A 25,439-nucleotide genomic window follows, 5' to 3' on the forward strand; every position below is an offset into this window, starting at 1 on the left:
AAATCCTTAACTTTAGCACCGAATCAGTAATAACCCATTATAATGAGCGAAGACATAAACAAATTAGAACGTATCGCATCCCAGGTCAGGCGAGACATCGTGCGGATGGTTCACGCCTGTCAATCCGGACACCCTGGCGGATCCCTGGGTTGTGCCGATTTTTTTGTAGCACTGTATTTCAGCGCGATGGAACGTAAAGCCGGATTTGATATTGACGGTATCGGGGAGGATATTTTCTTCCTTTCCAATGGACATATCTCGCCCGTATTTTATAGCACTCTTGCCCGTGCTGGCTATTTTGATGTCAGTGAGTTGGCCACATTCCGCAAGATTAATTCCCGCCTCCAAGGCCACCCGACCACCCATGAAGGGCTGCCCGGTGTACGTGTCGCCTCGGGATCGCTTGGACAGGGCCTTTCCGTAGCCATCGGAGCGGCACGCGCAAAAAAGCTGAATGGTGATGACCATTTGGTTTATGCCCTGATGGGCGACGGCGAGCAGCAGGAAGGCCAGATCTGGGAGGCCGCAATGTATGCACCATACAACAAAATAGACAATCTCATAGCGACTATCGACTATAATGGGCAACAGATCGATGGCGCCACCGAAAATGTATTATCTCTCGGCAACCTTAAAGCTAAGTGGGAGGCATTCGGCTGGGATGTCTTAGCGATGAACGGCAATGCTATGCAAGAGGTTGTAGCCGGTCTTGCCGAGGCAAAGTCGCGCACCGGAAAAGGTAAACCGATTCTAATACTGATGAAGACAGAGATGGGCTATGGCGTGGATTTCATGATGGGATCCCACAAATGGCACGGGGTAGCCCCCAATGACGAGCAACTGGCCGCTGCGCTTTCCCAATTGGAAGAAACATTAGGCGACTATTAGTAATACGACATCACCTATCAGGCGTCAGATAGGAAGCTGATAGCTGACAGCTCAAATCTCAACAATAATGAAAAAATATACATACACCGATAAAAAAGACACACGCTCCGGATTCGGGGCTGGATTGTTAGAAGTAGGGCGAAAAAACGACAACGTGGTGGCACTGTGTGCTGATCTGGTTGGTTCCCTGAAGATGAACGACTTTATCAAGGAGTTTCCCGATCGCTTTTTTCAGATAGGCATCGCTGAGGCCAACATGATGGGGATAGCTGCGGGACTGACCATTGGCGGAAAAATCCCTTATACAGGCACATTTGCTAACTTTTCCACGGGACGTGTTTACGACCAAATCCGGCAATCCATTGCTTATTCGGGAAAAAACGTAAAGATATGCGCGTCGCATGCGGGGCTTACCTTGGGCGAAGACGGTGCGACTCATCAAATTCTGGAAGATATCGGTTTAATGAAGATGTTGCCGGGAATGACTGTCATCAACCCGTGTGATTATAATCAAACCAAAGCCGCTACCATTGCTATCGCTGACCATGACGGACCGGTATACCTACGTTTCGGCCGGCCCGTAGTCCCAATTTTTACCGATGCCGACCAAAAATTTGAAATTGGCAAGGCGTGGATGGTCAATGAAGGCAGTGATGTCAGTATCTTTGCGACGGGCCATTTGGTATGGGAAGCCATCCAAGCAGGCGAGCAATTGGCCGAATTGGGCATCAATGCCGAAATCATCAACATACACACCATTAAACCACTGGATGAGGAAGCCATCTTGAAATCGGTGGCCAAAACGGGTTGTGTTGTCACTGCGGAAGAGCATAACCGGCTCGGAGGCCTCGGCGACAGTGTCGCACAGGTTTTGGTCAAAAACCGTCCAACACCACAGGAATATGTAGCGGTGGATGACAGTTTCGGAGAGAGCGGCACACCAGCGCAGCTTATGGACAAATATGGATTAAACGCTGCTAATATCGTGGCAGCTGCCCAACGGGTGATCAAACGGAAGTAAAAGCAAGCAGCGAGGCAAGGCCAGTGGATGATGGAAGACGCCCAGATATTGGAGAAATTTGCAGATAAGCGTACACGGGACGATGCATTTGCATTATTGCTAAAAAAATATCAACAGAAAATCTATTGGCATGTGCGGCGTTTGGTCATTGATCACGACGACGCGGATGATCTGGTACAGGACATATTTATAAAGGTGTGGAAAAATCTGGAGAATTTCAGGGAAGATGCGCAGCTTTATACTTGGCTTTACCGTATTGCGACCAATGAATGCATCACGTTTCTGAATAAGAAAAAACAACGGCAGAACGTTTCGTTGGATGACGAAAGTTCTGCCTACCTTACGGATTCACTCACGGAAACTGCTTATTTCAATGGCACCCAAGCGCAACTAAAACTGCAGCAAGCGTTATTGACATTGCCAGACAAGCAGCGTATGGTATTCAACATGAAATATTTCGATGATCTAAAGTATGAGGAAATGTCAGACATCCTCGGCACAAGCGTTGGCGCGTTGAAGGCATCTTACCATTTGGCAGTAAAGAAGATCGCACAATTTTTTGAGGCAAACGATTAAACCTTTAGGTAACAAAAACATCTAAGGAATACCATGAAGGATAAACACACATATAATCATGTGGGCGCATCGGGCACACTCCCTGAAGCCTTGCGTGTGAATCCATACGTCCTGCCGGAAGGTTATTTCGAAGATTTGCAACAACGCATACTGTACCGGTGCCGCCATATAGACGATCCGCAACCCGGATTTGTGGTGCCCGAAGGTTATTTCGAGCAACTCGGAGATAGCATGATGGCCAAATTTGCCGAGCAAAAGCTGAAGGACATGGTCGACGAAGCCGGGTTTTCGGCGCCACCGGCGTATTTTGCCGATCTGACAGAACGGTTGTTGGCGGCACAAAAGCTCAGCAAACAGACCAGGGAAACAGGCTTTACGGTTCCCACTGCTTATTTTGATACCCTGCAAGACCGCATCACCAACCGGGTTCTCGGACGGGAAATGGCCCCTGTTAGGAAAATCAACAGGCCACGGTGGATGGTGTATGCCGCGGCAGCTTGTTTTGCTGTAATAATAAGTGTCGCGGGTCTACTCAGATTAACTGATGATAGTCGGCCGAATGCCGGTCCATTGGCATCAGTATCTGATCAGGAAATCCTCAACTACCTCGAACTTTATGGTACAGCAGACGACGTAGTCTATATTTCCGAACATTTAGATGATTTCGACAAAGGCTACATTGGTGAAGGACTCAGTGAAGAAGATATAGAAGCATACCTTAATCATACGCTGTAGAGATGACCGTAATAAAACAATTGAATCTTATCGCAATTACGCTGTTGCTTTCCGTTACCAGCCTAACAGCACAGGAAAGCAGGGCACAGCGATTTGAACGAATTGAAGCGGAAAAAATAGCCTTCATTACGAAAGAACTCAACCTTACGCCCCAAGAAGCTCAAAAATTTTTCCCGGTGTATAACCAGTATTACAAGGAAATATCTACACTGAAGCATGAGCGGCGGGGCGGAAGCTTGAAAGGGCAGCAGAACCTACAAAGCCAACGATTGCCAGGCAACACCCTCAATCCCAGCAATCACGATGTCCTGGCATTTGATGCCAAGGAGCTAGAGTTAAAAAAAATCTACCGGAAACGTTTTGCCAGCGTTGTTGGGGAGGCCCGCGCTTCACGATTTTTCGAGGTTGAAGAAGAGTTTCGCAACTACCTGCTCCGCGAGTTGCAATACCGGCGCCGCGATAAAGAACACGAGTAAACCCCACCGGATGCATGCTTACTAATCGGCAGCTTTTTTTATTGAATACCGCGCAGACCTCCCACTCTCCAAGGCTTATTGAGATCGAACGGGCAGAAGGGGTTTACCTATATGGGCCCAATGGTGAGAAATACATCGATTTGGTGTCTGGCTTTGCGGTAAGCAATATCGGGCATCGGCATCCTAAAGTACTCGAAGCAATCACCCATCAGCTCAACAAATACTTGCATGTAACCGTATATGGCGAGTTTGTACAGGCTCCCCAGGTTGCACTGGCCACCAAACTGTTATCCGTGCTTCCCGATCGGTTCGACACCGTGTATTTTACCAACTCCGGAGCTGAGGCTACAGAAGGTGCCATGAAAATAGCGAAGAAGTTTACCCGACGCCGTGAAATCTTTGCCGCCCACAAGGCATACCACGGCAGTACACAAGGTGCCTTAAGCCTCATGGGTAACACCGAGTACCATAGGGCATATGCTCCCCTCTTGCCAGAAATCAAGTTTATTCATTATAACGCACCTGCGGATCTCCATCAGATTACTACCGACACGGCTGCAGTAATTTTGGAAGCCATACAAGGCGAAGCGGGTATACGCGTGCCCGATGCAGACTATATGCGCGCGGTACGCAAACGTTGTGATGACGTGGGCGCGCTTCTTATTTTTGATGAAATACAAACCGGCTTCGGCCGTACGGGAAAGCTTTTTGCCTTTGAGCATTATGGTATCGAGCCGGACATCATCCTGCTCGCCAAAGGTATGGGGGGTGGCATGCCAATCGGCGCGTTTGTGGCAAACAGGTCCGTAATGGACGTCATTAAAGACAACCCTATTTTGGGACACATTACCACATTCGGCGGGCATCCAGTAAGCTGTGCTGCGGCGTTAGCATCGCTTCAGGTCATATTGGATGAACGTCTGATTGGACATGTTGACCGCAAAGCCCAATTATTCCGCCAATATCTCCAACATCCTGCTATTCATGAAATACGGGGTAAAGGGCTAATGCTCTGTCTGCAGCTAAACACATTCGCTCAGGTAGAACAAATCAGCAACTACTGTGCGGCACAGGGCGTCATTATCGACTGGTTCCTTCATTGCGAAACCGCGCTACGCATTGCACCTCCGCTCACCATCAGCGAAGACGAAATTAGAACGGCCTGCGACGTCATTCTCGACGCACTTTCAAAGCTGGATGGTTAGCGGCCCGCGGCTACTTCATCTTCAAACGCGCTAAAAATTCATCCTTCCTGCGCGACGATACTTCAAGTGTCACGCCATTTGCTAGCACCACAGCTCCCCCCTTCCCCCTGACATATTTAACTACGTAATCTAAATTGATCAAGTGTGAATGGTGTATGCGAAAAAAATGATATCCCCCAAGTAATTCTTCAAAATGCTTCAATGTTTTCGAAACGGTATACTTCTGCCCTGATACGGTGAAGATGTGCGTATAATTGACATCAGACCGGCAATGTACTACCTCCGACACGTCTACGAACTCATAGCCATCGGCCGTTGGCAATCCCATTTTTTTTGGTTTATCAGCGCCGGACAAATTATCCAATAACGCCGCAACGCGCACTGACAATTGTTGCTGTTCGTTCCGCTGGAAGACCCTGTTCATTGCATTGGCAAAATCCCCTACGGCAATGGGTTTCAGCAAGTAGTCCAAAGCAGCAAAGCGGAAAGCCTGAACCGCATATTGATCATAGGCTGTAGTGAATATCAAGTTAAAGGCAACAGCTCCTAAGGCGTTCAACACGTCAAACGCTGTTCCACTTTCGCCAAGCTGCACATCCATAAAAACGATATCGGGCTGCCGAGTGCCAATGCCCATTACGGCCTCGTCAACGGTCGCAAAGGTACCAACAAGGCGTACACTATCCTGGTAAGGGAGCAGCAAACGGCGTAAACTGGCTACGCAATGTTCCTCATCGTCAATAATTACAGCATCCATCATGGTCTCAAAAAGCAAGTTGCAGCGGCAGTCGCACTTCCGTAAAGACTCCCCCTCCTTCCGTTTTGTCTATGATATCCAGGCGTCCTTGCACGTTTTTCTGCTTATTCAGTATCGCCAACCGCGCCTCGGTAAGCCGGAGCCCAAATGAACGCTTAGAAGCTTTGGCAACATCTTCCGTTCTCCTTCCTACCCCATCATCGTCTACACTACATATCAGCGTTTCTCCTGCCTTCCGAAAAGCGATGTGAATGTGCCCTTTCCCTTCCTTCCTGGCCATCCCATGCCAAATGCTGTTTTCAATCAAGGGTTGTAACAGCATGGGGGGTACTAAGGTATTGTCTATATCAATGGCCTCATCGACGTCAATACGGTAACTAAACTTATCCGATAAGCGCTTGGCTTCCACTTTCAGGTAAAGCTCCATGAACAATAAGTCAGCGGCCAACGAAATCTCCTTCCGGTCAGAATTTTCCAGCGTTTGGCGCATCAACTGAGCAAATTGGGTAAGGTATTCCTGAGCTGATTCAATATCGCTCTTGGCGATATAATCGCTGATAGAATTCAACGAATTAAAAATAAAATGGGGATTTAGCTGGGCGCGCAATGCCTTTAATTCAGTATCGGCCACCAACGCTTTAAATTCGGCATCTTGTTTTTGGACGACAATGTCACGCCTGCGTTTGTACAATATAAAACCCAATATCCCAATCACCAGCAACACGCCTCCACCCAATAAACTCGCATTTCTTATGGTCGTTTGCCGTCGAATCTCTGCTTGCGCCAGAGCTTTCTGCTTCTCGAAATCATACTGTAGCTGCCTGCGGTTGATTTCCACGCGGCGGTTTTGGCTGGTGAGGCTGTCCTGAAAAGCATCGTAGCGCTTATAAGCTTCCAACGCATCTTTATAGCGATGCTGTGCGGCATATACATCCGCCAACGTAGCCCAAGCAGCCTTTTGGACAGTGGCATTGTTCAAAGCGCCGTCCATCTTCAGCGCATCCGATGCGAAACGCTCGGCATGCACCAGATCATGCCCCGCCAAGTAAACCATAGCGGCATTGATGTAAGCTGTTGTACGGACAAAACCAATTTGATGCTGTTCGATAAGCGCTAAACTTTCTTCTATAGCTTCCTGAGCAGCATGCGTTTCGCCCAAATGCACATACACTAATGATAGACTGCACAACCCATTGGCAAGAAAAACCCAATTGGATGTCTCTCGAGCTAAACTGATGGCCCGCTTTAGATAATATGCAGCAGAATCATTTTGCTGAAGGTTCCCATAGATATTACCAATATTGGCAGTGGCTGCAAGTTCCATGTCATTCTGAAAAGCCAATACCCGACGAAAATAATTCAAAGCTTTCCCGTACTCCTCCTGTTCGTAATAAATGTTACCAATGTTTCCAATGATGCCTGCCTGATAGGACGCCAATACGTCTTCACTTTCGGCCAGCTGCATCGCCTGTTGATAATACTCCAATGCTCGGTACGGATCTCCCAGCGCATATTGATACACCAAGCCCAGTCGTTCATAAGCGAGTAGCGTACCTCTTGCGTAACGGATAGCGCCCGCTATTTCTAATGTTTCGTTGGCAAAAGCCAGCAGTATCGTATCCGTTGGGTTGGCCAATAGGCGCTGCCTGAGGTAATCGTTGCGGAGGTCTACTAATGCGGTGTCTATTACGTCTCGGCGCGCAAGGTCCGCATGAAGCGAATCCAACGGCCGCTGAATGTATCCTTCCATCGAACCAATACTACATATTACGACGAGGGATAGGAGACCTTTCATAGAATCAAACTTAGGTAAATTTTGTACTTAATGCAAAATAATTAATTTGTATGCAAGAAAAATTAATTGACCCCTTCGCTGTCCTCCACAAGCACCTATTGAGTTAGAAATTTACGGTTAATAAATCACTTGGCACAAGAAATCAATAAAAAGCGGCAGAAAATCAGTAGCACTTCGCCCATGAAGTATCAAGCTGTATTTTTAGAAAAACTTTTGATAATCATGGAATCATACGACAACACCACGGTACCCGACCCCAAACTGATGGACAAAGACAACCTGAAATCCTTTTATAAGGAACAATTGCCCTCGCTGCTAAAAACCGTATTTCTAAACCCAATTTCCGGTACGTTCGAACTGTTTAAAAACCCACAAAAAGGCGCCTACAACAACTCAATCCTACTGTTATTGAGCACGATGGCTCTCTATCTTGTCGTACCTTATCTACTGGCCGGTAAGTATATAAGAGAAATGCTTTCCCTCGGCGTGCTGCTAAAAATCTCCATCTCTTCAGGCGTATTCATACTGGTGATTTCGGCCCTCGCCTTTGGGATAAAATCAATCAGCGGAAAGCCCATCTTTAAAAACGAATTGCTTGTGGGTGCATTATGTGGCATCGGATTGGTTTTGGTACTTGTGTCCTTTGTTTTTGTGCGCGTTTTTTCGGGTAATATCGACCTATTTGACATGATGGATCCGAGTCGCTTACTTTCAAAACTCCGCCTCTTACTGGTATTCACGCTATATATTTTCCTGTTCATGGTTAACATCTTCCAGCAATCCCTTAAAGCCAGCGGCACGAAGGATGCCATCAGTTGGTATATTTCGCCATTGGCTATCCTTTTGGCGTTTTACGTGTGGGGGAAAATTACCACGGCATTTTTGAAGCCGGATATGTCGCCCTTCTAGTCCGAACAGCATATCTATGTTACCGGAATCATAAATCATTACGCTTAAAAAAGAGAATACCCATGAAATCTTCCATTATCATCGTTGCATTATTCGTATGCGCTACTGCGGTGAGTTGCTCCAAAAAGGATACTCCCGTACCCAGCGCTGATTATTATTTCCGTTTCAAAGTAAACGGTGTGCAAGTGGATTACCCATATCGAACGGGAATAGAACATAATCTCATAGGAAACGTAAACATGGCCGGGCATGACGCCGATCTGGGGAGCTACTACGTATGCAATCTTGCAGGCATGCGAACACTTGCCGAAGGCGGAGCATTAAACAATTATCGCAACAACCTGGTTATTTTCATGCAACATCCTGAAAAATTCGATACAGGGGTCACCTATTCCAACGTTTCTTCGGGCTCCACCATGCTAGTCTATCAGCTATTTATGATGGGATATTACGACAACGATGGGGTATTATACAGTGCTTCCAATCTGAATAACAATCCGTATAGCGTATTTGGTAATGCAACCGTAACATTTGATGAAATAACCGACACGAATGTAAAGGGATCGTTCTCCGGCGCGCTGGAAGCACGCGATGTGAGCAACGGAATCGTGGTCGTCACAGGCACGGTCGACATCACGGATGGTGAGTTTTTCGTACCGAGTTTCCGCGCAGTACCGTAAAACTAAACCACCCGGCACAACACCCCTTTCAGGTACTCTCCTTCGGGGAAGGATGCTCGTATCGGATGATCTTCAGGCTGAGAAAACTGGTGGATAAACTGGATTTCCTTACCTGCATCTATCGCTGCCCAGGCCAACACTTGCTTAAAGGTCGTTATATCCATCGCGCCTGAACATGAAAATGTAGCCAATAAACCGCCCGACTCTAACAGCAGCAGCCCTCTCCTATTTAAATCCTTATAGGCCCGGGCCGCTTTATCGAGGCTCGAACGCGAAGGCGCATATTTGGGCGGATCAAGAACAATAAGATCGAACCGTTCATCACTATCCGCAAATGCACGGAGTTGCTTGTTTACATCAGCTTGGATACCCGAATGTCTTTCTCCAGTCCAACCATTCAACGCTACGTTCGCTTGCAGCGTTTCGATAGCTAAGGCAGAGCTATCCACACTCACAACCTCCTTAGCCCCGTGTGCCAACGCATTCAACGAAAATCCGCCAGAATAACAGAAACAATCCAATACCCGCTTTCCAGCTGCATATTTCGCAGTCAATAAACGGTTGACTCGCTGGTCACAGTAAAATCCTGATTTCTGGCCTTCTTGGATATTCACCCGATAACGGATACCATGCTCAGACACTTCGACCCATTCTGGGGGATGAATACCGAAAAGCAACCCGTTGTCCAACGGCAATCCTTCGTGCATACGGGCGTTGGCATCGCTGCGTTCGTATATACCGCTGGGAGCCAGTAAGCGATTCAGCTCGCCAACGATAATTGGCTTCATGCGCTCCGTGCCTGAAGCGTGTATTTGCAACACCAGAAAATCCGCATACTTATCGACAATCAATCCAGGCAAAAAGTCTGCTTCAGCGAATATAAGCCGCAAGGTATCGGTGTCTGCGGCATCAAGCAAACGTTTCCGTGCGGTTATCGCCCGTTGTATCCGTACACGCCACCATTGTTCATCCGGAGACTGGCTGACGTCCCAATCCATCAGTCGAATAGCCACACGCGATTGGCCGTTGAATATGCCATAAGCGACAAATTCACCTGACGAATCCGTCACCTGAACGATATCGCCGTCAAGGATGTCGCCGTTACTATCTTCTATTGCGCCTGAAAAGACCCATGGATGCCTTTGGCGGGCAGCCTTGTCCTTACCCTTTTTGAGTTTAATAATGTGCATCGGCTGCAAACATAGGCAACTTACCAGTTATACACAAGCGGGCAAACACCCATAGACCGATGAAAGTACGTTTTTTCCCAAAACAAGTTTTTTATGCACGGGATGCAACACATGCCTCCTTGCCTGCGTCTATTAGTCAAAAGCAAGTCGGGAATAGCAGCAGAGCGCATTGGAAATACCATTTTTGAGTCATAGTAAGCAACGAGTTGGAAGCCTCATTCAATGATAAGCATTATGAATTGGTAGTGGCCTGTAAACGAGGCGATCGCCAATCCCAATTCAAATTGTACAACTTGTACGCAAAATCCATGTACAACACGGCTTTACGCATTGTACAGGATGAAGCGGAAGCTGCGGATGTATTGCAAGAGGCCTTCATAGACGCATTCACCCGCTTGGACAGTTTCCGTCAGGAAAGCACATTTGGGCTTTGGATAAAACAAATTGTAATAAATAAATCCATCTCCTCCCTGCGCAAGCGGCGATTGCCGTTGCAGTCGCTCGACGAAGAAGACGAAATCGCTGAGGAGGAAACGGAAGATAGCCATATTGAATGGAAAGTGGAAGCGATTAAAAATGCCATTCATAAATTACCCGACGGCTATCGACTGGTTCTTACGTTATATTTGCTTGAAGGATACGATCATGAAGAAATTGCACACATCTTGCGTATCAGCGAAGCAACTTCGAGAAGCCAATACCTTAGGGGAAAGCGTAAACTACTGGATTACTTAGTGAATTGACGGTGTTATATCAGGAGACGACATGAAAAAGGATTTAAAAATATTCATTACGGAAAACAGGGCTGCGTTTGACGACACAAATCCACCTGCGGATCTCTGGCAGCGGATCGCCAGCGCTCTGGATCAACAAGAACAACCGCATCCCGGCAAGCTTCTGATTAAAAAATCCTGGGTGATGCAGGTATTACGCGTAGCAGCCATTACATTTATAGTCGGTACGGCTGGCATCTTCATATACTTTTATGGAAAAAAACAGGCCTATGATGATTACAGTAAGATCAATCCGCACTTAGCCGCCGAACAGCAGGTGTACGCACAGCTTGTCACGCAAAAAAAAGACTCCATAGCCTACATCGCCACATCTAATCCCGCATTATACGGCGAATTTTCGAAGGTACTTAACCAGATGGAAGCCAATTACCAGATGCTGAAACAGGAGTTTGCGAGAAGTCCGAATAAAGAGCTGACACTTGAAGCCATGATACGAAACCTCCAGGCACAAATAGAAGTGCTTAGCCAGCAAATGGAAATACTGAATTATATAAACAGTACGAAAAACCAAGCCAAAAATGAACAGATTTAAACCATTCGTTACCTTCATCATACCCTTGTTGCTTCACCTGGCGGCATTCGGCCAGTCCTGCCGGTACGTCGATGAAGAAACATTGAAGTCATCCGTTGTGGCGATCGACGAACTGACCGCTGAAATCGGCGAAGAAGTGCTGAAAGCTCTTGGAGATATCGATTTCCATACCATTGCCAGTGATGCAGTAAAAATGGGTGTGCAGAACCTGGATTGGACGCAACCGGAAGTCCAGCCCGATATGACCAGTCATTATGGTTTTCAAAAAGAAAAAATCATCGAAAAAGTCTATCCAATCCGCAGTCAAACAAAGGTGAGCATTGCCAACCGATATGGAAAGATCAGGCTCCACAATTGGGCACGCCGGGAAATCAAGGTCACGGTAAGGATACGTACTGCTGAAAACTCAGAGAAACGAGCACAGGAAGCACTCGATCGCGTTCATATTGATGAATCCATTTCAGAAAACAATGTATCATTTAAGACAAACATCTTGGCTGACGATTCCAGTTGGTGGTCTTCGTTGACAAGCGGAGCTACAAACCGTGCCCTACAGGTAGATTATGAGATTTATCTGCCGAGGGAGAATGAATTGGCGCTGGCCAATCGGTATGGCCCGATCGAATTGGGCGACCGGGATGGCCGCGTGGCGATATCGGTCAGCTATGGCAGTCTTCAAGCCGGTCGTCTCCAAGGCCCTAACAACTCATTGGCAGTTGCTTATTCCAGTGCTGCGATAGTTTACCTTAATGAAGGCGACGTATCTGTCCGATATGGCGGCTTTAAGCTATCTGAGGCCGAAAAAATCACGTTGGCGATGAGTACTTCAAGCGGTGGTTACATTGGCAAGGTCAACCGAGAAGCCGATATCAGCCTGCGCTACAGCAGCGGGTTTGAAATGGGACTCGGTCCGGCTATTCAAAAAGCCAATGTCGCGGCATCCTATTCCAATGTACACATCAAACCGGCCACAGGAGCGGCGTTCCATTTCAGCGTTTCGGTGAGCTACGGCGGATTCGACTATGACCCCAACCGCATTAGTATCGGCAGTAAATCTGAGCGTAATACCTCGAAAAGCTACACCGGTTACTGGAATAAAGCGGTCAACAACTCGGTAAACATCAGCTCCCGCTATGGCGGAGTAAGCCTAAAGTAGGCAGTACGCAGGGAAGCAGGCGATAAATTATCCAAATCGCTTTTTCAGTACTGCGTATAACTTATCTACAGTAGCTTGTTTATCGGCCCAGTTATTTTTTTGGGCATAGTTGGTTTGCAGGAAAGCATCCGCCGACGCAAAATCATCATAACGGTTAAGCAACTCTATTGCTTCACTATAAGCCAAGCTGTAGCCGTTGAACAGATCCTTAATAAACAACAATTTGTCATTAAGGCTAATAGCCGCCTTAATATCCGCAACTCGTTCGGTATCTCCTCCCCGACGGGCGGCCAGCAGCGAACCGGCAGCTCCGGTAGTGCCCGCTTTCCGTTGTGCCGAAATGAGTTCGTTCAGTGTCAGTGGACGCACTGCCTTTTCCGGCTCCGTCGGGGAAGCCGTGGGCAAATCGGAGGCGTCTACACTCACCGCTTTCTCCGCAATGGTAACTTCATTGACCACTTCGTTAGCCATTTCCTCATCATCGGCTCCTTCATTAGCATCTTGCACTTTGTCCGCTCCATTGGGAACCTTATCTGCTCGTTCGGATGTACTATTCGATGATTCAACGTCAGCACTTCCTTCTTCATCTGTCTTAGCAATCAGCTGCGGCGACACGTCGCCCGCTGTTTCACTGACGTTCTCAATTTGTTGGGCATGTAAGGACTGTTCGGTTTCCGTATCCACAGCAGGCGTAAAAATCGGCTCGCTGGCATCCTTGTTATGCTCCATGTCCTCCTTTGAAGGCGCTGGTGCCGGTTCGGATTTAGCCGTAAAATCCCGGGGATTTTCCCGCACTTCTTCAAATTGCGCAGCATGTATCGCCTGCTCCTCCGCCGTATCGATTGCGGGGGTAAAATGAATTTCCTTTTCCGTTTCGGTGTTTTTTTCCATTCCGCCGTCTTGGCTATCAGACGATTCTTCATCTGAAACAGCTGACACAGCTGACACGTCACGTTTATCCGTTTTCAGCATTTTATTGTACAACGCCGCAAGCCCGGCAAAATAATGCGTCGTCGATTCAAAAAGATCGCCCTTCAAGGAGTGCTTTGGCATGGTATCATCCGCCAATTGTTGATATTGGTCATTAATGTCATCCAATAGTGCCGCTATCCGCTCTAAAATTTGCTGTTTTGTCGCCATACGATACTGATAGAAACGCCTTTACCTGTACGTTATCAATAAATAATTCTGTCTGCTATCCGCTGACAAGATCGGAATATCTACCTGTCAAAACAAGTCTGATCAAGTCATTAACGAAAGATTAGTCAAACTTAGCTAAATTGCCGCGAATATACAAATTACAAAAACGCCATACCAAAGCGGTTTATCGGCATTAAATGCTGATATTAGCGGCGCTTAACGGCAGATAATATGAGTGGCCAACGAAAAGGCCCAAACGAAATATGCGATACGGATATGCTATTCTCCGAAGATAGGTTAGTGCGGCGTGATGCCTCATATGGAAGCATCGAAGTGATTTGCGGTTCGATGTTTTCCGGCAAGACTGAAGAACTCATTCGGCGAATACGCCGGGCACAATTCGCCCGGCTGGATGTGGAAATCTTCAAGCCGACAGTAGATACGCGTTATCATCACACGGATATCATCTCCCATGACAGCAGCCATATTCCCTCTACGCCCGTTGGGCATTCCTCGGCGATTTTACGATTAAGTGATACGACACGCGTTGTAGGCATCGACGAAGCGCAATTCTTTGATGACGGACTGCCTGACGTGTGCAATGAACTGGCAAATCGCGGACTACGCGTTATTGTAGCGGGTTTAGATATGGATTTCAAAGGGCGACCTTTTGGGCCGATCCCGGCATTATTGGCCATTGCCGAACATGTCACGAAGGTCCATGCGGTTTGTGTGCGTTGCGGAGCTCCTGCAAACTATTCGTACCGCTTAGCGGGAGACCAACAAAAACTGCTGTTGGGTGAAAAAGAGAGTTATGAACCGAGATGCCGGGCATGCTTTTTTTCGGCGTAACGGGCCATTCGGACATCGCGTGCTGTATTAGCTTATAACTTGCTAATCAACTCGTCGCTCATCGGCTCTACTTTCGATCGGAAGCGATGAACAAGATTGCCCTCTTCATCGACAAGGAACTTTTCGAAATTCCACTTGATCTCACCGGTGAAATCAGCATTATCAGTCGTGGTTAAGTACCGAAATAACGGCGATATGTCTTCTCCTTTGACACTGCTTTTCTCGGCCAATAAGAACGTTACACCAAAATTCTTTTCGCAGAAGCCCTTTATTTCTTCATTGCTTCCCGGTTCCTGCCCGCCGAAGTTATTGGCTGGGAAGCCTATCACAACCACTTTATCACCGTATTTGTCTGCCAGCTCCTGCAAACCTGCATACTGCTTGGTAAATCCACATTCGGAAGCGGTATTTACGAGTAAAAGTTTTTTGCCCTTAAATTGGGATAGGTTGATTTGTTTACCGTCAATGGATGTAAAGGTAAATTGATGCACGTTATCCAATGATGAACCCAGCATCATGGAAATGACTAATAATACCATCGATTTCATTTCTATTTTCTTTTTTTTCTAACAGCTAACCATTAACCATCGCCCGTCTTCTCCCTACGGATTACAACTGTATCTCGTAATTTTTCTCACGCTGAATGATATAATCAAACAACTCCGCAATAGGACGGCGCAGCGTCTTACCTACCTTGACCTCGTACTGGTCACATACTTCTCGCAGCTGTTCTATAAAATGGAAGGCAATCGATCCCACGAAGTGACACACGTAATCCCGATAGTCGGGAAAAAGCTTGATGTTCGTCGCGATAAACTCCCTAAAACCATTCTTCAACAATTCGTCGATAAAGGGATGATGAATATTCTCTCCCATAAAAATCGCGAAAGAAGCCAAATAAGCATTGGGGGACGCCCGCTGATACACGTTCTTGATGACGATTTCCTTATTAATTCGGTACTTCGCACAGAACATCTCGGAGAGATCAGCAGGCATTGTACCGTACAGATACTTGGTTACAAGTTGTTTTCCAAACCACACGCCCGACCCTTCATCACCCAACACATAACCAATCCCCTGCCGGGTGGGAAGCACATCCTGGCCATCGAAGAAGCTAACATCCGACCCAGTGCCCAAGGTAGCAATGTATCCCTTCCGGTCGCCGCATGCCGCGTAAGCGGCGCCAAGCAGATCCGTTTCCACGGAAATAAATGCATGGCTAAAAAGTTGAGACAAGGCGTTTGAAACCATTTCGCGCCTATCGGGGCTCGTGCACCCTGACCCAAAAAAATACACCTCGCTCACGCGGTCTGCATAAGGTAAAATCTCAGGTACGTTCTGTATAATTTTGGCAATGTCCTTTTCATTCACAAAAAAGGGGTTCAATCCTTTGGTTGTAAATGCCAATCGTTGGCCGTCAGGGAGAGCCAACATCCAATCCGATTGAGAGGAACCGCTATCTGCTACTAATATCATTCAATACACAAGTTTACACGTTAGCTGCTTCAGAATATCAAACTTAGATAAATTTGCTTTTATTTGCAAGTCAATCTCCCGCCGACTTCATACTTACTTATCGCGTACTTACTCTGTTTTTAGCGTACCTGCTATCTGATTTAATGTTATTTCGGCCAGTTTGGCTTGATATTGGGCCGTGCTATATCGGGCACTGGCATCCACGAAGTTGCGCTGGGCCTCGCGAAATTCCAGCGGAGCGATACTGCCAAGCTTAAATTTTTCAAGCGTGATATCCATGTTCTCTTTCGCAATAAGCTTATTCCGCTCCTCAAGCCTGACCAACTCCAGGTTCATCAAGTAGGTCTGGTAGGCCGCAAGCAACTGGGCCTCAATATTCTTACCAACCCGATCAACCTCGATTTCTGCCGCTTCCATGGCAAATTCCGCATTCTGTTCGTTGCGCCGCTGCATAAGTCCATTAAAGATGTTCACGGAGGCGGCAATGCCGTAATTAAACCCATTGTTTTTCGATTCGGTAGAAAACCCAAGGGCGGCCCGGGATTGCGAGCGCGTATAAGCCGATGAAACACTAATTACAGGGTAACGTTCACCTTTTATACGTTTGAGCTCCAGCTGGCTTATCCGGTGATTGACAATAGCCGATTGCAAAGTTGGGTTCAATTGCTTCGCCCATCGGGAAAGTGCTTCGTAGTTCAGATCGTTTGCGATGATAATCGTATCGGCCACGCTAAAATCCGTATTCACGTCACGCGCCAACAATTCGTTGAGCCGGATCTGCGTACTCCGATACTGATCGCGCTGGCGCAACAAGTTGGTGGTGTCGGTGTTCATATCCACACTCGCCGCTAGTACCTCCAGTTTGGATGCGCGGCCAATTTGATATTGATTTTCGGCTGTTTGATAGCGAAAGGCAGACAGCTCCAGTGCCGTCCGGGTGGCATTGATAAGTTGTTGTTGCTGCACCAGATCAAAATAGCTACTCATTACCTCGAATACAGTAGTCAAAATAGCCGCTTTCAGGTTGGCATCGCCAAGCGCTTTCAACGCTTTAAGTTGTTCATAGCGCGTAAACATTTGCAGGCCATCAAATATCGTCCAATCAAGACTGGCCCCGTAAGCCGCAGATCGGCTTCGGGCGCCGCGCAATGCACGCGTCTCTCCACTCAACAAGGTTTGTGTAGTATTTTGGATAGACGCAGCCGCCGACACATCGCCGCTGACCGTTGGCAGCATACCGGCATTCCCAACATGCACGTTGTTTGCCGCTATCGCCAAGTCCTTGGCTACTAAGCGAATATCATAGTTATTTTCCAACGCAAGCGCGATAGCCTCTTCTAAGGTAAGTTCTGGTTGAGCGACTCCGAAATAAGGAATGACAAAAAATATAATATAAATAAGTTTTTTCATAATTAATGCACGCCGGCCATCACCTCTTCTTCTATACGTTTAGCTTCTTCCAATTCATGGTTAACTTTGTACGCTCTTGACCAAAGGGCATAAACAGCAGGAATGACATACAAGGTAAGTATCAGAGAAAATAGGGTCCCCCCCACGATGACGACTCCCATACCAATACGGCTAGTCGCCGCAGCTCCAAATGCTACGGCAATCGGCAAAGCGCCCAATGCAATAGTCAAACTGGTCATTAAAATCGGGCGTAGCCGTGCTTCAGCAGCCTCAATAATCGCTTCCCGTACAGGCAACCCTTTTTCCTTAAGTTGATTGGCAAACTCTACGATGAGAATACCGTTTTTTGTAACCAACCCAATGAGCATTACCGTACCGATCTGGCTGAAAATATTCCACGATTCACCCGTGATCCAAAGGGACAGCATCGCACCTGCCACCGCCATAGGCACTGTGAGGATGATGATAAACGGATCCAAAAAGCTTTCGAACTGTGCGGCCAGGATCAGGTAGACCAACAACAATGCCAGGCCGAAAGCAAATAATGTGTTGGAACTACTTTCACGGAAATCGCGCGATTCACCGCCCAGATCGGTGGAAAAACTCTCGTCTAACACTTCGCTTGCAATCCTGTCCATAGCGTTGATACCATCTTCGATGGTCTTGCCCCGTGCCAGTGACGCTGAAACCGTAGCAGACATAAACCGATTGTTGTGGTACAATTGCGGTGGACTGCTGCGTTCTTCCATGGTCACCACGTTATCCAACTGGACCAAGCCACCGTTTGTACTCCGCACCGATACGGCTGCCAAGTCCAGCGGTGAGCTCCGATCTTGATCCATAAACTGTCCAATCACTTGGTATTGCTTTCCATTCATCAAGAAATAGGCAAACCGCTGACCGCTCAGTGACAATTGTAATGTCTGGGCTACATCCAATACCGATACCCCCAGGCTTTGTGCCTTCTCACGGTCTATGCTGATATTAAGCTCCGGCCTGTTAAATTTCAGGTTTACATCTACGTTAACGAATGTCGGATCAGCCGTTGCTTTGCTCATAAACTCAGGCACTTTTTCTTCCAGTTTTTGGAAGTTGACTGCTTGAATGATATACTGTATGGGCATCCCTCCCCTTCGGTTTACCGAAATGGTTGGCTGTTGCGAGATAAACGTACGTGCTTCGGTAAACCGGCGCGTCTGCCGCGTCAATGCATCCACGATTTCCTCCTGCGAGCGTTCCCGCTCGTCCGGAGCGACCAGCCCGATACGCATCCGGCCATTGTTGGTTGCTCCGCTTCCCCCGAACCCCGGCGAAGTGTTCACGATATTCACCCTTTTTTCGGGGACAGAATCATTGACGAGCTGGGCCAATTTCAGCATAAATCTATCCATATACTCAAATGAACTGCCTTCGGGGGCTGTCACACTGGCACTGATAAAGCTCCTGTCTTCATACGGCGCTGTCTCCTTCCTTAAGTTCGTCCAAAACCACGCAATTAAGCCAAAACATACGGCCAAGATGGGGAAGCTCACCCACTTTACTTGCATAAAACGGCGTAGGGAATTGGCATATCCCTTAGTCATTTTTTCAAAATAAGGTTCTGTAAGGTGGTAGAACTTTGAGTGTTTCGCCCCCCCCTTCCGCATCAGATAAGCGTTGAGCATCGGCGTCAGCGTCAGCGCTACGAATGCAGAAATCAATACGGCCGATGCGATGACGACCCCGAATTCGCGGAACAAGCGACCTACAAAGCCCTCCATGAACATCACTGGCAGAAACACCGCTGCAAGTGTAATGGAAATGGAGATAACGGCAAAGAAAATTTCATTAGATCCTTTGATGGCCGCTTGTATTGGCGACATCCCTTCTTCTATCTTTTTATAGATATTCTCCGTCACTACTATACCATCGTCTACCACTAAGCCGGTCGCCAGCACGATAGCCAATAGCGTCAGTACGTTGATGGAAAACCCACATAAATACATAATGAAAAAGGTCGCAATAAGCGATACCGGAATATCAATAAGCGGTCTGAAAGCTATGCTCCAGTTTCTGAAAAAAAGATAAATAATCAATATCACCAGTACCAGTGCGATCAGGATAGTTTCGGCAACTTCCATCACTGACTTTTTGATGAACAATGTATTATCAATAGCGACATCCAGCTCAACATCTGCAGGCACTTCATTGCGAAGTTGTTCGAGACGTTCATAGAACGCCTCTGCAATCTCGATATAATTGGTTCCCGGCTGCGGTATAACCGCAAGCGCTACCATTGGTGTAAGCGACTCGCGGATGTCCGTTTCCAAATTTTCAGCCGCCAATACTGCTCGTCCGATATCACTGAACCGGATAATCCGGTCGCCTTCGGATCGAATGATGAGGTTGTTAAAATCCTCCTCTGTCGTTAGGTTGCCAATCGTCTTGATCGCCAGTTCGGTGTTTTCACCTGTAATTTTTCCCGAGGGGAGCTCCACATTCTGGCGGTTGAGCGCATTACGTACGTCCAGCGGCGTAAGCCCGTAAGCAGATAAACGCATCGGATCTATCCATAAGCGCATTGCGTACCGCTTTTGCCCCCATATTTGCACCGCACTCACACCTGGAATAGTTTGCAAACGCTGAGCAACCACATTGTCAGCAATATCATTCAAATCCAATGGGTTGCGAGTCTCGCTCCGCATGGTTAGCGTCACGATGGGTTCCGAATCGGCATCCGCTTTGGACACCACAGGCGGTGCATCAATATCCTGGGGCAAGCTGCGCATGGCTTGCGAGACTTTGTCTCGTACATCGTTTGCAGCTTCTTCCAAATCCTTACTCAACACAAACTCGATGTTGATGTTGCTGGAACCTTGGTTACTCGATGAAGAAATATTCCGTATTCCATCGATTTGGTTGATGGCACGCTCCAAAGGTTCAGTGATTTGGGACTCAATGATGTCGGGATTCGCCCCTGCATAGCTTGTCCGCACCGATACGATCGGCGGGTCTATCGAGGGAAATTCGCGCACACCAAGAAAGGTATATCCGATTACACCGAACAAAATGAGCATCAGGTTCATTACAATGGTAAGAACCGGCCTCTTGATACTAATGGTGGACAAGCTCATCGCTGTTTCATTTAATCTGTTTCCACAAGGTTGACACGCACGGGCATACCGTCTTTGAGTGACATCAAACCCGATATGATTACCGTATCGCCTATTGCCACCCCGTTATTTATCAACACATCGCTTCGCGTGCGATTTTCTGCCTCTACGGGAGTAGCCATAGCCGTTCCGTCTTTATACAAGAACAGCTGTTTGCCATTTTGAACAGGAACAATAGCTTCGGTAGGCACCAAGATGGCATTTTCCAAACGGCTTAATGGCAATTCAACGCGAGCAAAAGAACCCGGAAAAAGCTGCCCGTTCGAATTTTCGGCTAACGCCCGGATACTAATAGTCCGCGTCGCAGCATCTACACCTGGCTCGATGGCATAAATCTCTGCATGATACATCGTCTCCGAACCACTGACGCTAAATTTCAGTGCTTGGCCTACCTGCACCTGACTACTGTATTTTTCAGGAACCGAAAACAAAATCTTTACCGGGTTGATGCTCATCAAGTTCGCTACTATCGTCGTGGGGGTGAGGTACTCGCCCTCCGAAATTGAGCGGAGCCCCACCTTTCCGCCGAAAGGGGCATGAACGGTGGTTTTTGCTATTTGTGCCCGAATCAGCGCGGTTTGAGCCTTAGCAGATTCATAGTCCGCGTGCGCCACATCATACTCCTGCTGGCTGATGGCTTCCTTTTCCAGCAACAAGCGGGCACGGTTTTCATTATCTTCAGCCAGTTTTTCGCGGCTTTGTGCCTGTATAAGCTGTGCTTGTAATTCAGAATCATCGATACGCAACAGCAGCTGTCCCTTCTGCACCATTGTCCCTTCCCGGAATGCCAGTTGTCTGACAATACCGGATACTTCACTACGTATCTGCACTTGCTCATTGGGCTCGATCGAACCCGACAGGGTGATGACGTTAGCAAACTCGCGGGGTTCCACTACAATACCATTGACTTCCATCGGACTCCCCCCCTGTACCGCATTAGGTGGCGCGATTTTCGTTTTACTGCTTTGGGTCAACCGATAACTCACAAAGGCCACAGCAACGATAGCTATCGCAATATATAGGTATTTCTTATTCATTTTAGTATCTGAAAGGTCGGTTTCGGGTACGCCCTCCACCTCAAAAAGATCTAAATATAGCGCTTTTCGTTTGTCAAAACTACGGCAAACATTAGGTATTTTATCGCTGTATCACATTTTTTACGGAATAGGTATATTTAACCACGACGGGCTATATATAAATATCCAGCAGCAGCACGCCGAGGAGCCCAACGACGGACACGATACTTTCCATCAGTGACCACGATAAAATGGTGTCACGGATACTGAGGCCAAAATACTCTTTAAACATCCAAAATCCGGTGTCGTTGACATGCGAGAACATTAACGAGCCAGCGCCCGTTGCCAAAACCATCAGTTCGGGGCTTGTTTGGGTAGATTCAATAAGCGGCAATACAATACCGGCAGCCATCAGACCTGCTACTGTTGCCGAGCCGAGGGCTACCCGGATTACTGCCGCAATAGCCCACACCAGTACCAAAGGGGAGAAAGAAAGACGGCCTGCCCAGGCGGCGATGTGATCGCCCACTCCACTATCTACGAGCACCTCCTTGAACGAACCGGCGGCACCGACGATAAACAAAATCATCGCTATACTGCTCACCGCCTCTTCCAAGCTTATCATAACAGCCTGCATGGTTTTTCCGCGGGCGATACCCATGGTAAAAACGGCAACAAATACCGAAATTAGCAGTGCAATAATGGGGTTACCGATGAATGACATTACGCGCAGCGCGGCAGAATCGGCGGGAAGTACAAAAGTAAAGCCCGAAGCAATCGCGATTAGCAATACTGGCAATAACCCAGTCAACAGACTAATCCAAAATCCCGGAACCACTTCATCGGATGGCATATCCGCTTGCATAAATTGGGCGGGAGGATTAGGGTAGATACCTTTCAATGTCCAAGAAAAAAGCACTCCTCCTACTATCACCGCTGGTATGGCTACCACGATCCCATAAATAAGCGTAAGCCCCATATCGGCATGATATAGTGTACCGATAGCCGTTGGTCCTGGATGCGGCGGCAAGTAGCCATGCGTCACAGACAGCGATGCCAGCATCGGCAGCCCCACATAGATAAGCGGCAGCTTGGTCTGGGCTGCAATCGCAAAAACAAACGGTACCAGAATCACAAACCCCACGTTATAAAACATGGGGATGCCCACCGCAAATCCGATCAATACGACGGCCCACTGCACATTCTTTATCCCAAAAGCATTAATCAAGACGGTTGAAATCCGGTGTACCCCACCACCATCGGCTATCAATTTGCCCAGCATAACCCCAAAACCCAATATCAAGGCCAACGACCCCAGTGTGCTTCCCATTCCTTGCTCTATTGAACCAATCACATCCGAAATAGGCATCCCCAAGGCCACCCCTACCACTAATGAGGTGATAATCAAGGAAAAAAAAGCGCTTAGCTTGAACACCACAACAAGCAACAACAGCAACAATACACCACATACAACAATAAGAATAGGCACCATCGTCTAAATTGGTTTAATTAGGTGAGTGATAAAATTCGTCTTTGACTCTGCCATATAGTCGTTCGAACAGTCTGAAATTTTCCTGATAGCGTTGATGGTTGTCGAGATCGGGCAGATAACGCGCAGTGACAGTATCTTCCAACACATCCCGAAAATCAGTAATCCTATTCAACGCTTTTAGGGCGACCATAAACGCTCCCTTGGCTGCACTCTCCACGCTTTCCTTAACCAGCACCTGCTTATTAAATACGTCGGCCAATAGCTGTACCCACATGGGGGAGCGTGCAAAACCACCGTTGGCATGGATGACATGAACAGGGCCGCTGATTTCTTCCAACACCTTCCCCACGCTGTACATCCCGTATACAATTCCTTCAAATACAGCCCGCGTAAAATGAGCCTTACGGTGGTGCATTTGTACCCCAAAAAACAGTCCTTTCGCGTTAGCATCCCAATGCGGTGCCCGCTCGCCAGCAAGATAAGGCAAAAAGATCAGCCCTTCGGCTCCTGCTGGAACGGAGGCCGCCTCTTCAGCCAGCTGCTGATACGCGTCCTCAATGGTCGTCCCAGCGACACCGAAATTATCGTTATACCAGCTCAACACCACCCCGCCGTTATTGACCGCCCCACCCAGTACAAATAAGTCTTTGGTCAGCACATAGCTGAATGTACGTGCCTGGCTATCGGTTTTGGGCAAGCTGGACGCCATCCGAATTGCACCGCTTGTACCAATGGTCACCGCCGCGTCTCCGGGCGCAATGGCATGCGCCCCAAGATTGGCCAGACAACCGTCGCTTCCGCCAACAACAAAGGGCGTGTCCTCCGGGATGCCCATCACCTTCGCCGCCTGCTTATCCAGGCCTGTCAGCGTATGGGTAACCGGCACAAGCGTCGACAATTGCGCCTTGGAGATGCCTACCAGCGCCAAAGCCGGTGCATACCAATCAAAGGCGGTGCTATCGAATAGCCCTGTAGCCGAAGCGATGGATTCATCCACAACGTAGCGGCCGAAGAGCTTGAAGAATACATACTCTTTGATGGAGATAAATTTATGCGCATGGCTAAACGTGGCGGGGAGGTGTTCACGCATCCAGCCCAGTTTACACAATGGCGACATGGGATGGATCGGTGTCCCGGTTTTCAAATAAATATCGAGTCCCGCGGCCGTCGCCTTGAGCTGGGTCGCAAACATCTCGCTTCGCGTGTCAGCCCAGATGATGCAGTTGGTCAACGGCGCGTTTTGTTCGTTCACCGCGATCAGGCCGTGCATAGCGCTGCTAAAACCCACGCCCAGTACACGGTTGCCGGGAGCAGTGTGCGCTACCGCCTGCCCCACCCCAGCGATGGACTGGATGACCGCCATATACAGCGTATCGGGTTCCTGTTCGAAATAGCCAGGTTGCGGATTTAAAATACCATAGCCTATGCGATATTCCGCAACCACTTCACCACCGATGCCGAAAGCAACCGCTTTGGTGCCGGAAGTACCGATATCTACGCCGATAATATAATCCATTAGTGTCGTTACGCTATATAATTGGAAAATGAAGTAAAACACAATCGTGTCCACAAATATAGAAAAATACATAACTTTTCCGTTTTTTCCTTAACATTGCACCATCAACATCAACAGTGAGCATGCGAAAGGTTCTTTGTTCCATGGTTATCCTATGCGTTTCGACGTTGCTGCATGCGCAACAAGAAAATATCATTAACCATTTTATTATTAAAGAAAACCTTATTAAAAACGGCAAATTGGCAGTCATCGCCACGGATGCTGACGAAAATCCGTTAACTTCGGTTTCAGGCACTTATCAATTTGTTGTCAACGGTTTTAAGCAAGAATTGGAATTCCGTGAAGGGGTAGCCATAACACCCAACGCCATTGAGTCATCGGCATTTGTATTCATCAAGCACCGTAATCAACAAGGTTCGCATGGCCGGTTGTACTATGTGGTAAAAAACGACAATGGACTCAATCCCATTGCCATCAGCTGGTATTTCCTGATTCTCGTTCCGGCGGTGATCCTCCTCGCCGCTTACCTATTCAAGCGGATGATAGTCTTAGCCGTCATCATACTGGTGGGGTTGTTTATCTTCAATTATAGCAAAGGGTTAGATCTGGAAAACATCGTCGAGACCATCGTGCACGGCATCAAAGATTGGGTTTGAAATGCGAGTAGCCCT

At 47.8% G+C, this 25,439-nt stretch carries 24 protein-coding genes; 13 read left to right on the plus strand and 11 right to left on the minus strand.

The features are described 5' to 3' along the window. Positions 1–42: 42 nt before the first annotated feature. From JHJ32_RS16495 to JHJ32_RS16520, 6 genes are all read left to right on the plus strand, one after another. Positions 43–888 carry a transketolase gene (locus JHJ32_RS16495; protein ID WP_079718216.1) on the plus strand — a complete coding sequence of 282 codons (846 nt, stop codon included), beginning with the start codon at positions 43–45 and terminating at the stop codon, positions 886–888. Positions 889–955: 67 nt separating this feature from the next. Beyond that, positions 956–1,909, plus strand: a complete 954-nt coding sequence (locus JHJ32_RS16500; protein ID WP_200121689.1) for a transketolase family protein — start codon at positions 956–958, stop codon at positions 1,907–1,909. Positions 1,910–1,939: 30 nt separating this feature from the next. Continuing rightward, complete coding sequence (locus JHJ32_RS16505; protein WP_079718258.1) at positions 1,940–2,485, plus strand: RNA polymerase sigma factor; 546 nt, start codon at positions 1,940–1,942, stop codon at positions 2,483–2,485. A gap of 33 nt (positions 2,486–2,518) precedes the next feature. Then, entirely contained in the window at positions 2,519–3,220 is a 702-nt protein-coding gene (locus JHJ32_RS16510; protein WP_079718218.1) for a hypothetical protein, read from the plus strand. A 2-nt stretch (positions 3,221–3,222) separates the two neighbouring features. Next, entirely contained in the window at positions 3,223–3,696 is a 474-nt protein-coding gene (locus JHJ32_RS16515; RefSeq protein WP_200121690.1) for a hypothetical protein, read from the plus strand. Between the two features lie 14 nt (positions 3,697–3,710). Continuing rightward, a complete protein-coding gene (locus tag JHJ32_RS16520; protein WP_200121691.1) occupies positions 3,711–4,901 on the plus strand; it encodes an aspartate aminotransferase family protein in 1,191 nt (396 codons plus the stop codon). Between the two features lie 10 nt (positions 4,902–4,911). On the opposite strand, the gene JHJ32_RS16525 is transcribed toward JHJ32_RS16520, so the two are convergent. Continuing rightward, complete coding sequence (locus JHJ32_RS16525; RefSeq protein ID WP_139378765.1) at positions 4,912–5,661, minus strand: LytTR family DNA-binding domain-containing protein; 750 nt, start codon at positions 5,659–5,661, stop codon at positions 4,912–4,914. A gap of 4 nt (positions 5,662–5,665) precedes the next feature. Further along, entirely contained in the window at positions 5,666–7,408 is a 1,743-nt protein-coding gene (locus JHJ32_RS16530) for a histidine kinase (RefSeq protein WP_176146258.1), read from the minus strand. Between the two features lie 267 nt (positions 7,409–7,675). Here JHJ32_RS16530 and JHJ32_RS16535 point away from each other — a divergent pair, with 267 nt between their 5' ends. After that, the gene (locus tag JHJ32_RS16535) at positions 7,676–8,362 is read left to right on the plus strand and encodes a hypothetical protein (protein WP_200121692.1); all 687 of its coding nucleotides are present in this window, start codon (positions 7,676–7,678) and stop codon (positions 8,360–8,362) included. Between the two features lie 62 nt (positions 8,363–8,424). Then, a complete protein-coding gene (locus tag JHJ32_RS16540; RefSeq protein ID WP_200121693.1) occupies positions 8,425–9,042 on the plus strand; it encodes a hypothetical protein in 618 nt (205 codons plus the stop codon). A gap of 2 nt (positions 9,043–9,044) precedes the next feature. Here the strand turns inward: JHJ32_RS16540 and JHJ32_RS16545 are convergent, their stop codons facing one another. Continuing rightward, on the minus strand, positions 9,045–10,232 hold the full coding sequence (locus JHJ32_RS16545) for a class I SAM-dependent rRNA methyltransferase (protein WP_200121694.1): 1,188 nt from the start codon (positions 10,230–10,232) through the stop codon (positions 9,045–9,047). 206 nt (positions 10,233–10,438) lie between these two features. Between JHJ32_RS16545 and JHJ32_RS16550 the strand changes: the two genes are divergently transcribed. Genes JHJ32_RS16550 through JHJ32_RS16560 form a run of 3 tightly spaced genes read left to right on the plus strand, consistent with a single transcriptional unit; the run spans position 10,439 to position 12,714 of the window. Continuing rightward, complete coding sequence (locus tag JHJ32_RS16550) at positions 10,439–10,975, plus strand: RNA polymerase sigma factor (protein ID WP_079718226.1); 537 nt, start codon at positions 10,439–10,441, stop codon at positions 10,973–10,975. A gap of 22 nt (positions 10,976–10,997) precedes the next feature. Then, positions 10,998–11,558: an anti-sigma factor gene (locus tag JHJ32_RS16555; RefSeq protein ID WP_200121695.1), complete on the plus strand. Its 561-nt coding sequence runs from the start codon at positions 10,998–11,000 to the stop codon at positions 11,556–11,558. Continuing rightward, the gene (locus JHJ32_RS16560) at positions 11,545–12,714 is read left to right on the plus strand and encodes a hypothetical protein (RefSeq protein ID WP_200121696.1); all 1,170 of its coding nucleotides are present in this window, start codon (positions 11,545–11,547) and stop codon (positions 12,712–12,714) included. The genes JHJ32_RS16555 and JHJ32_RS16560 overlap by 14 nt, the downstream gene beginning before the upstream one ends. A 27-nt stretch (positions 12,715–12,741) precedes the next feature. Here JHJ32_RS16560 and JHJ32_RS16565 read toward each other — a convergent pair whose 3' ends face one another. Further along, positions 12,742–13,854: a hypothetical protein gene (locus tag JHJ32_RS16565; protein WP_200121697.1), complete on the minus strand. Its 1,113-nt coding sequence runs from the start codon at positions 13,852–13,854 to the stop codon at positions 12,742–12,744. Between the two features lie 276 nt (positions 13,855–14,130). Between JHJ32_RS16565 and JHJ32_RS16570 the strand changes: the two genes are divergently transcribed. Further along, complete coding sequence (locus tag JHJ32_RS16570; protein WP_200121737.1) at positions 14,131–14,706, plus strand: thymidine kinase; 576 nt, start codon at positions 14,131–14,133, stop codon at positions 14,704–14,706. A 32-nt stretch (positions 14,707–14,738) separates the two neighbouring features. Here JHJ32_RS16570 and JHJ32_RS16575 read toward each other — a convergent pair whose 3' ends face one another. The 7 genes from JHJ32_RS16575 to JHJ32_RS16605 form a co-directional block, all read right to left on the minus strand. Then, on the minus strand, positions 14,739–15,254 hold the full coding sequence (locus JHJ32_RS16575) for a glutathione peroxidase (RefSeq protein WP_200121698.1): 516 nt from the start codon (positions 15,252–15,254) through the stop codon (positions 14,739–14,741). A gap of 61 nt (positions 15,255–15,315) precedes the next feature. After that, on the minus strand, positions 15,316–16,182 hold the full coding sequence (locus JHJ32_RS16580) for an N-acetylglucosamine kinase (RefSeq protein WP_200121699.1): 867 nt from the start codon (positions 16,180–16,182) through the stop codon (positions 15,316–15,318). 108 nt (positions 16,183–16,290) lie between these two features. Beyond that, positions 16,291–17,592 (minus strand): TolC family protein, encoded by a 1,302-nt coding sequence (locus tag JHJ32_RS16585; RefSeq protein WP_200121700.1) that lies wholly within the window; start codon positions 17,590–17,592, stop codon positions 16,291–16,293. Between the two features lie 2 nt (positions 17,593–17,594). Next, positions 17,595–20,705, minus strand: coding sequence for an efflux RND transporter permease subunit (locus JHJ32_RS16590; RefSeq protein WP_200121701.1), 3,111 nt, complete (start codon positions 20,703–20,705; stop codon positions 17,595–17,597). An 11-nt stretch (positions 20,706–20,716) separates the two neighbouring features. Continuing rightward, complete coding sequence (locus JHJ32_RS16595) at positions 20,717–21,781, minus strand: efflux RND transporter periplasmic adaptor subunit (RefSeq protein WP_200121702.1); 1,065 nt, start codon at positions 21,779–21,781, stop codon at positions 20,717–20,719. Positions 21,782–21,932: 151 nt separating this feature from the next. Beyond that, the gene (locus tag JHJ32_RS16600) at positions 21,933–23,252 is read right to left on the minus strand and encodes a gluconate:H+ symporter (RefSeq protein ID WP_233632712.1); all 1,320 of its coding nucleotides are present in this window, start codon (positions 23,250–23,252) and stop codon (positions 21,933–21,935) included. Positions 23,253–23,265: 13 nt separating this feature from the next. Beyond that, complete coding sequence (locus tag JHJ32_RS16605; protein ID WP_233632713.1) at positions 23,266–24,840, minus strand: gluconokinase; 1,575 nt, start codon at positions 24,838–24,840, stop codon at positions 23,266–23,268. Between the two features lie 71 nt (positions 24,841–24,911). Between JHJ32_RS16605 and JHJ32_RS16610 the strand changes: the two genes are divergently transcribed. Continuing rightward, positions 24,912–25,424: a hypothetical protein gene (locus JHJ32_RS16610; RefSeq protein ID WP_079718236.1), complete on the plus strand. Its 513-nt coding sequence runs from the start codon at positions 24,912–24,914 to the stop codon at positions 25,422–25,424. Positions 25,425–25,439: the final 15 nt, after the last annotated feature.

The organism is Parapedobacter sp. ISTM3 (assembly GCF_016533505.1).
GTDB lineage: Bacteria > Bacteroidota > Bacteroidia > Sphingobacteriales > Sphingobacteriaceae > Parapedobacter > Parapedobacter luteus.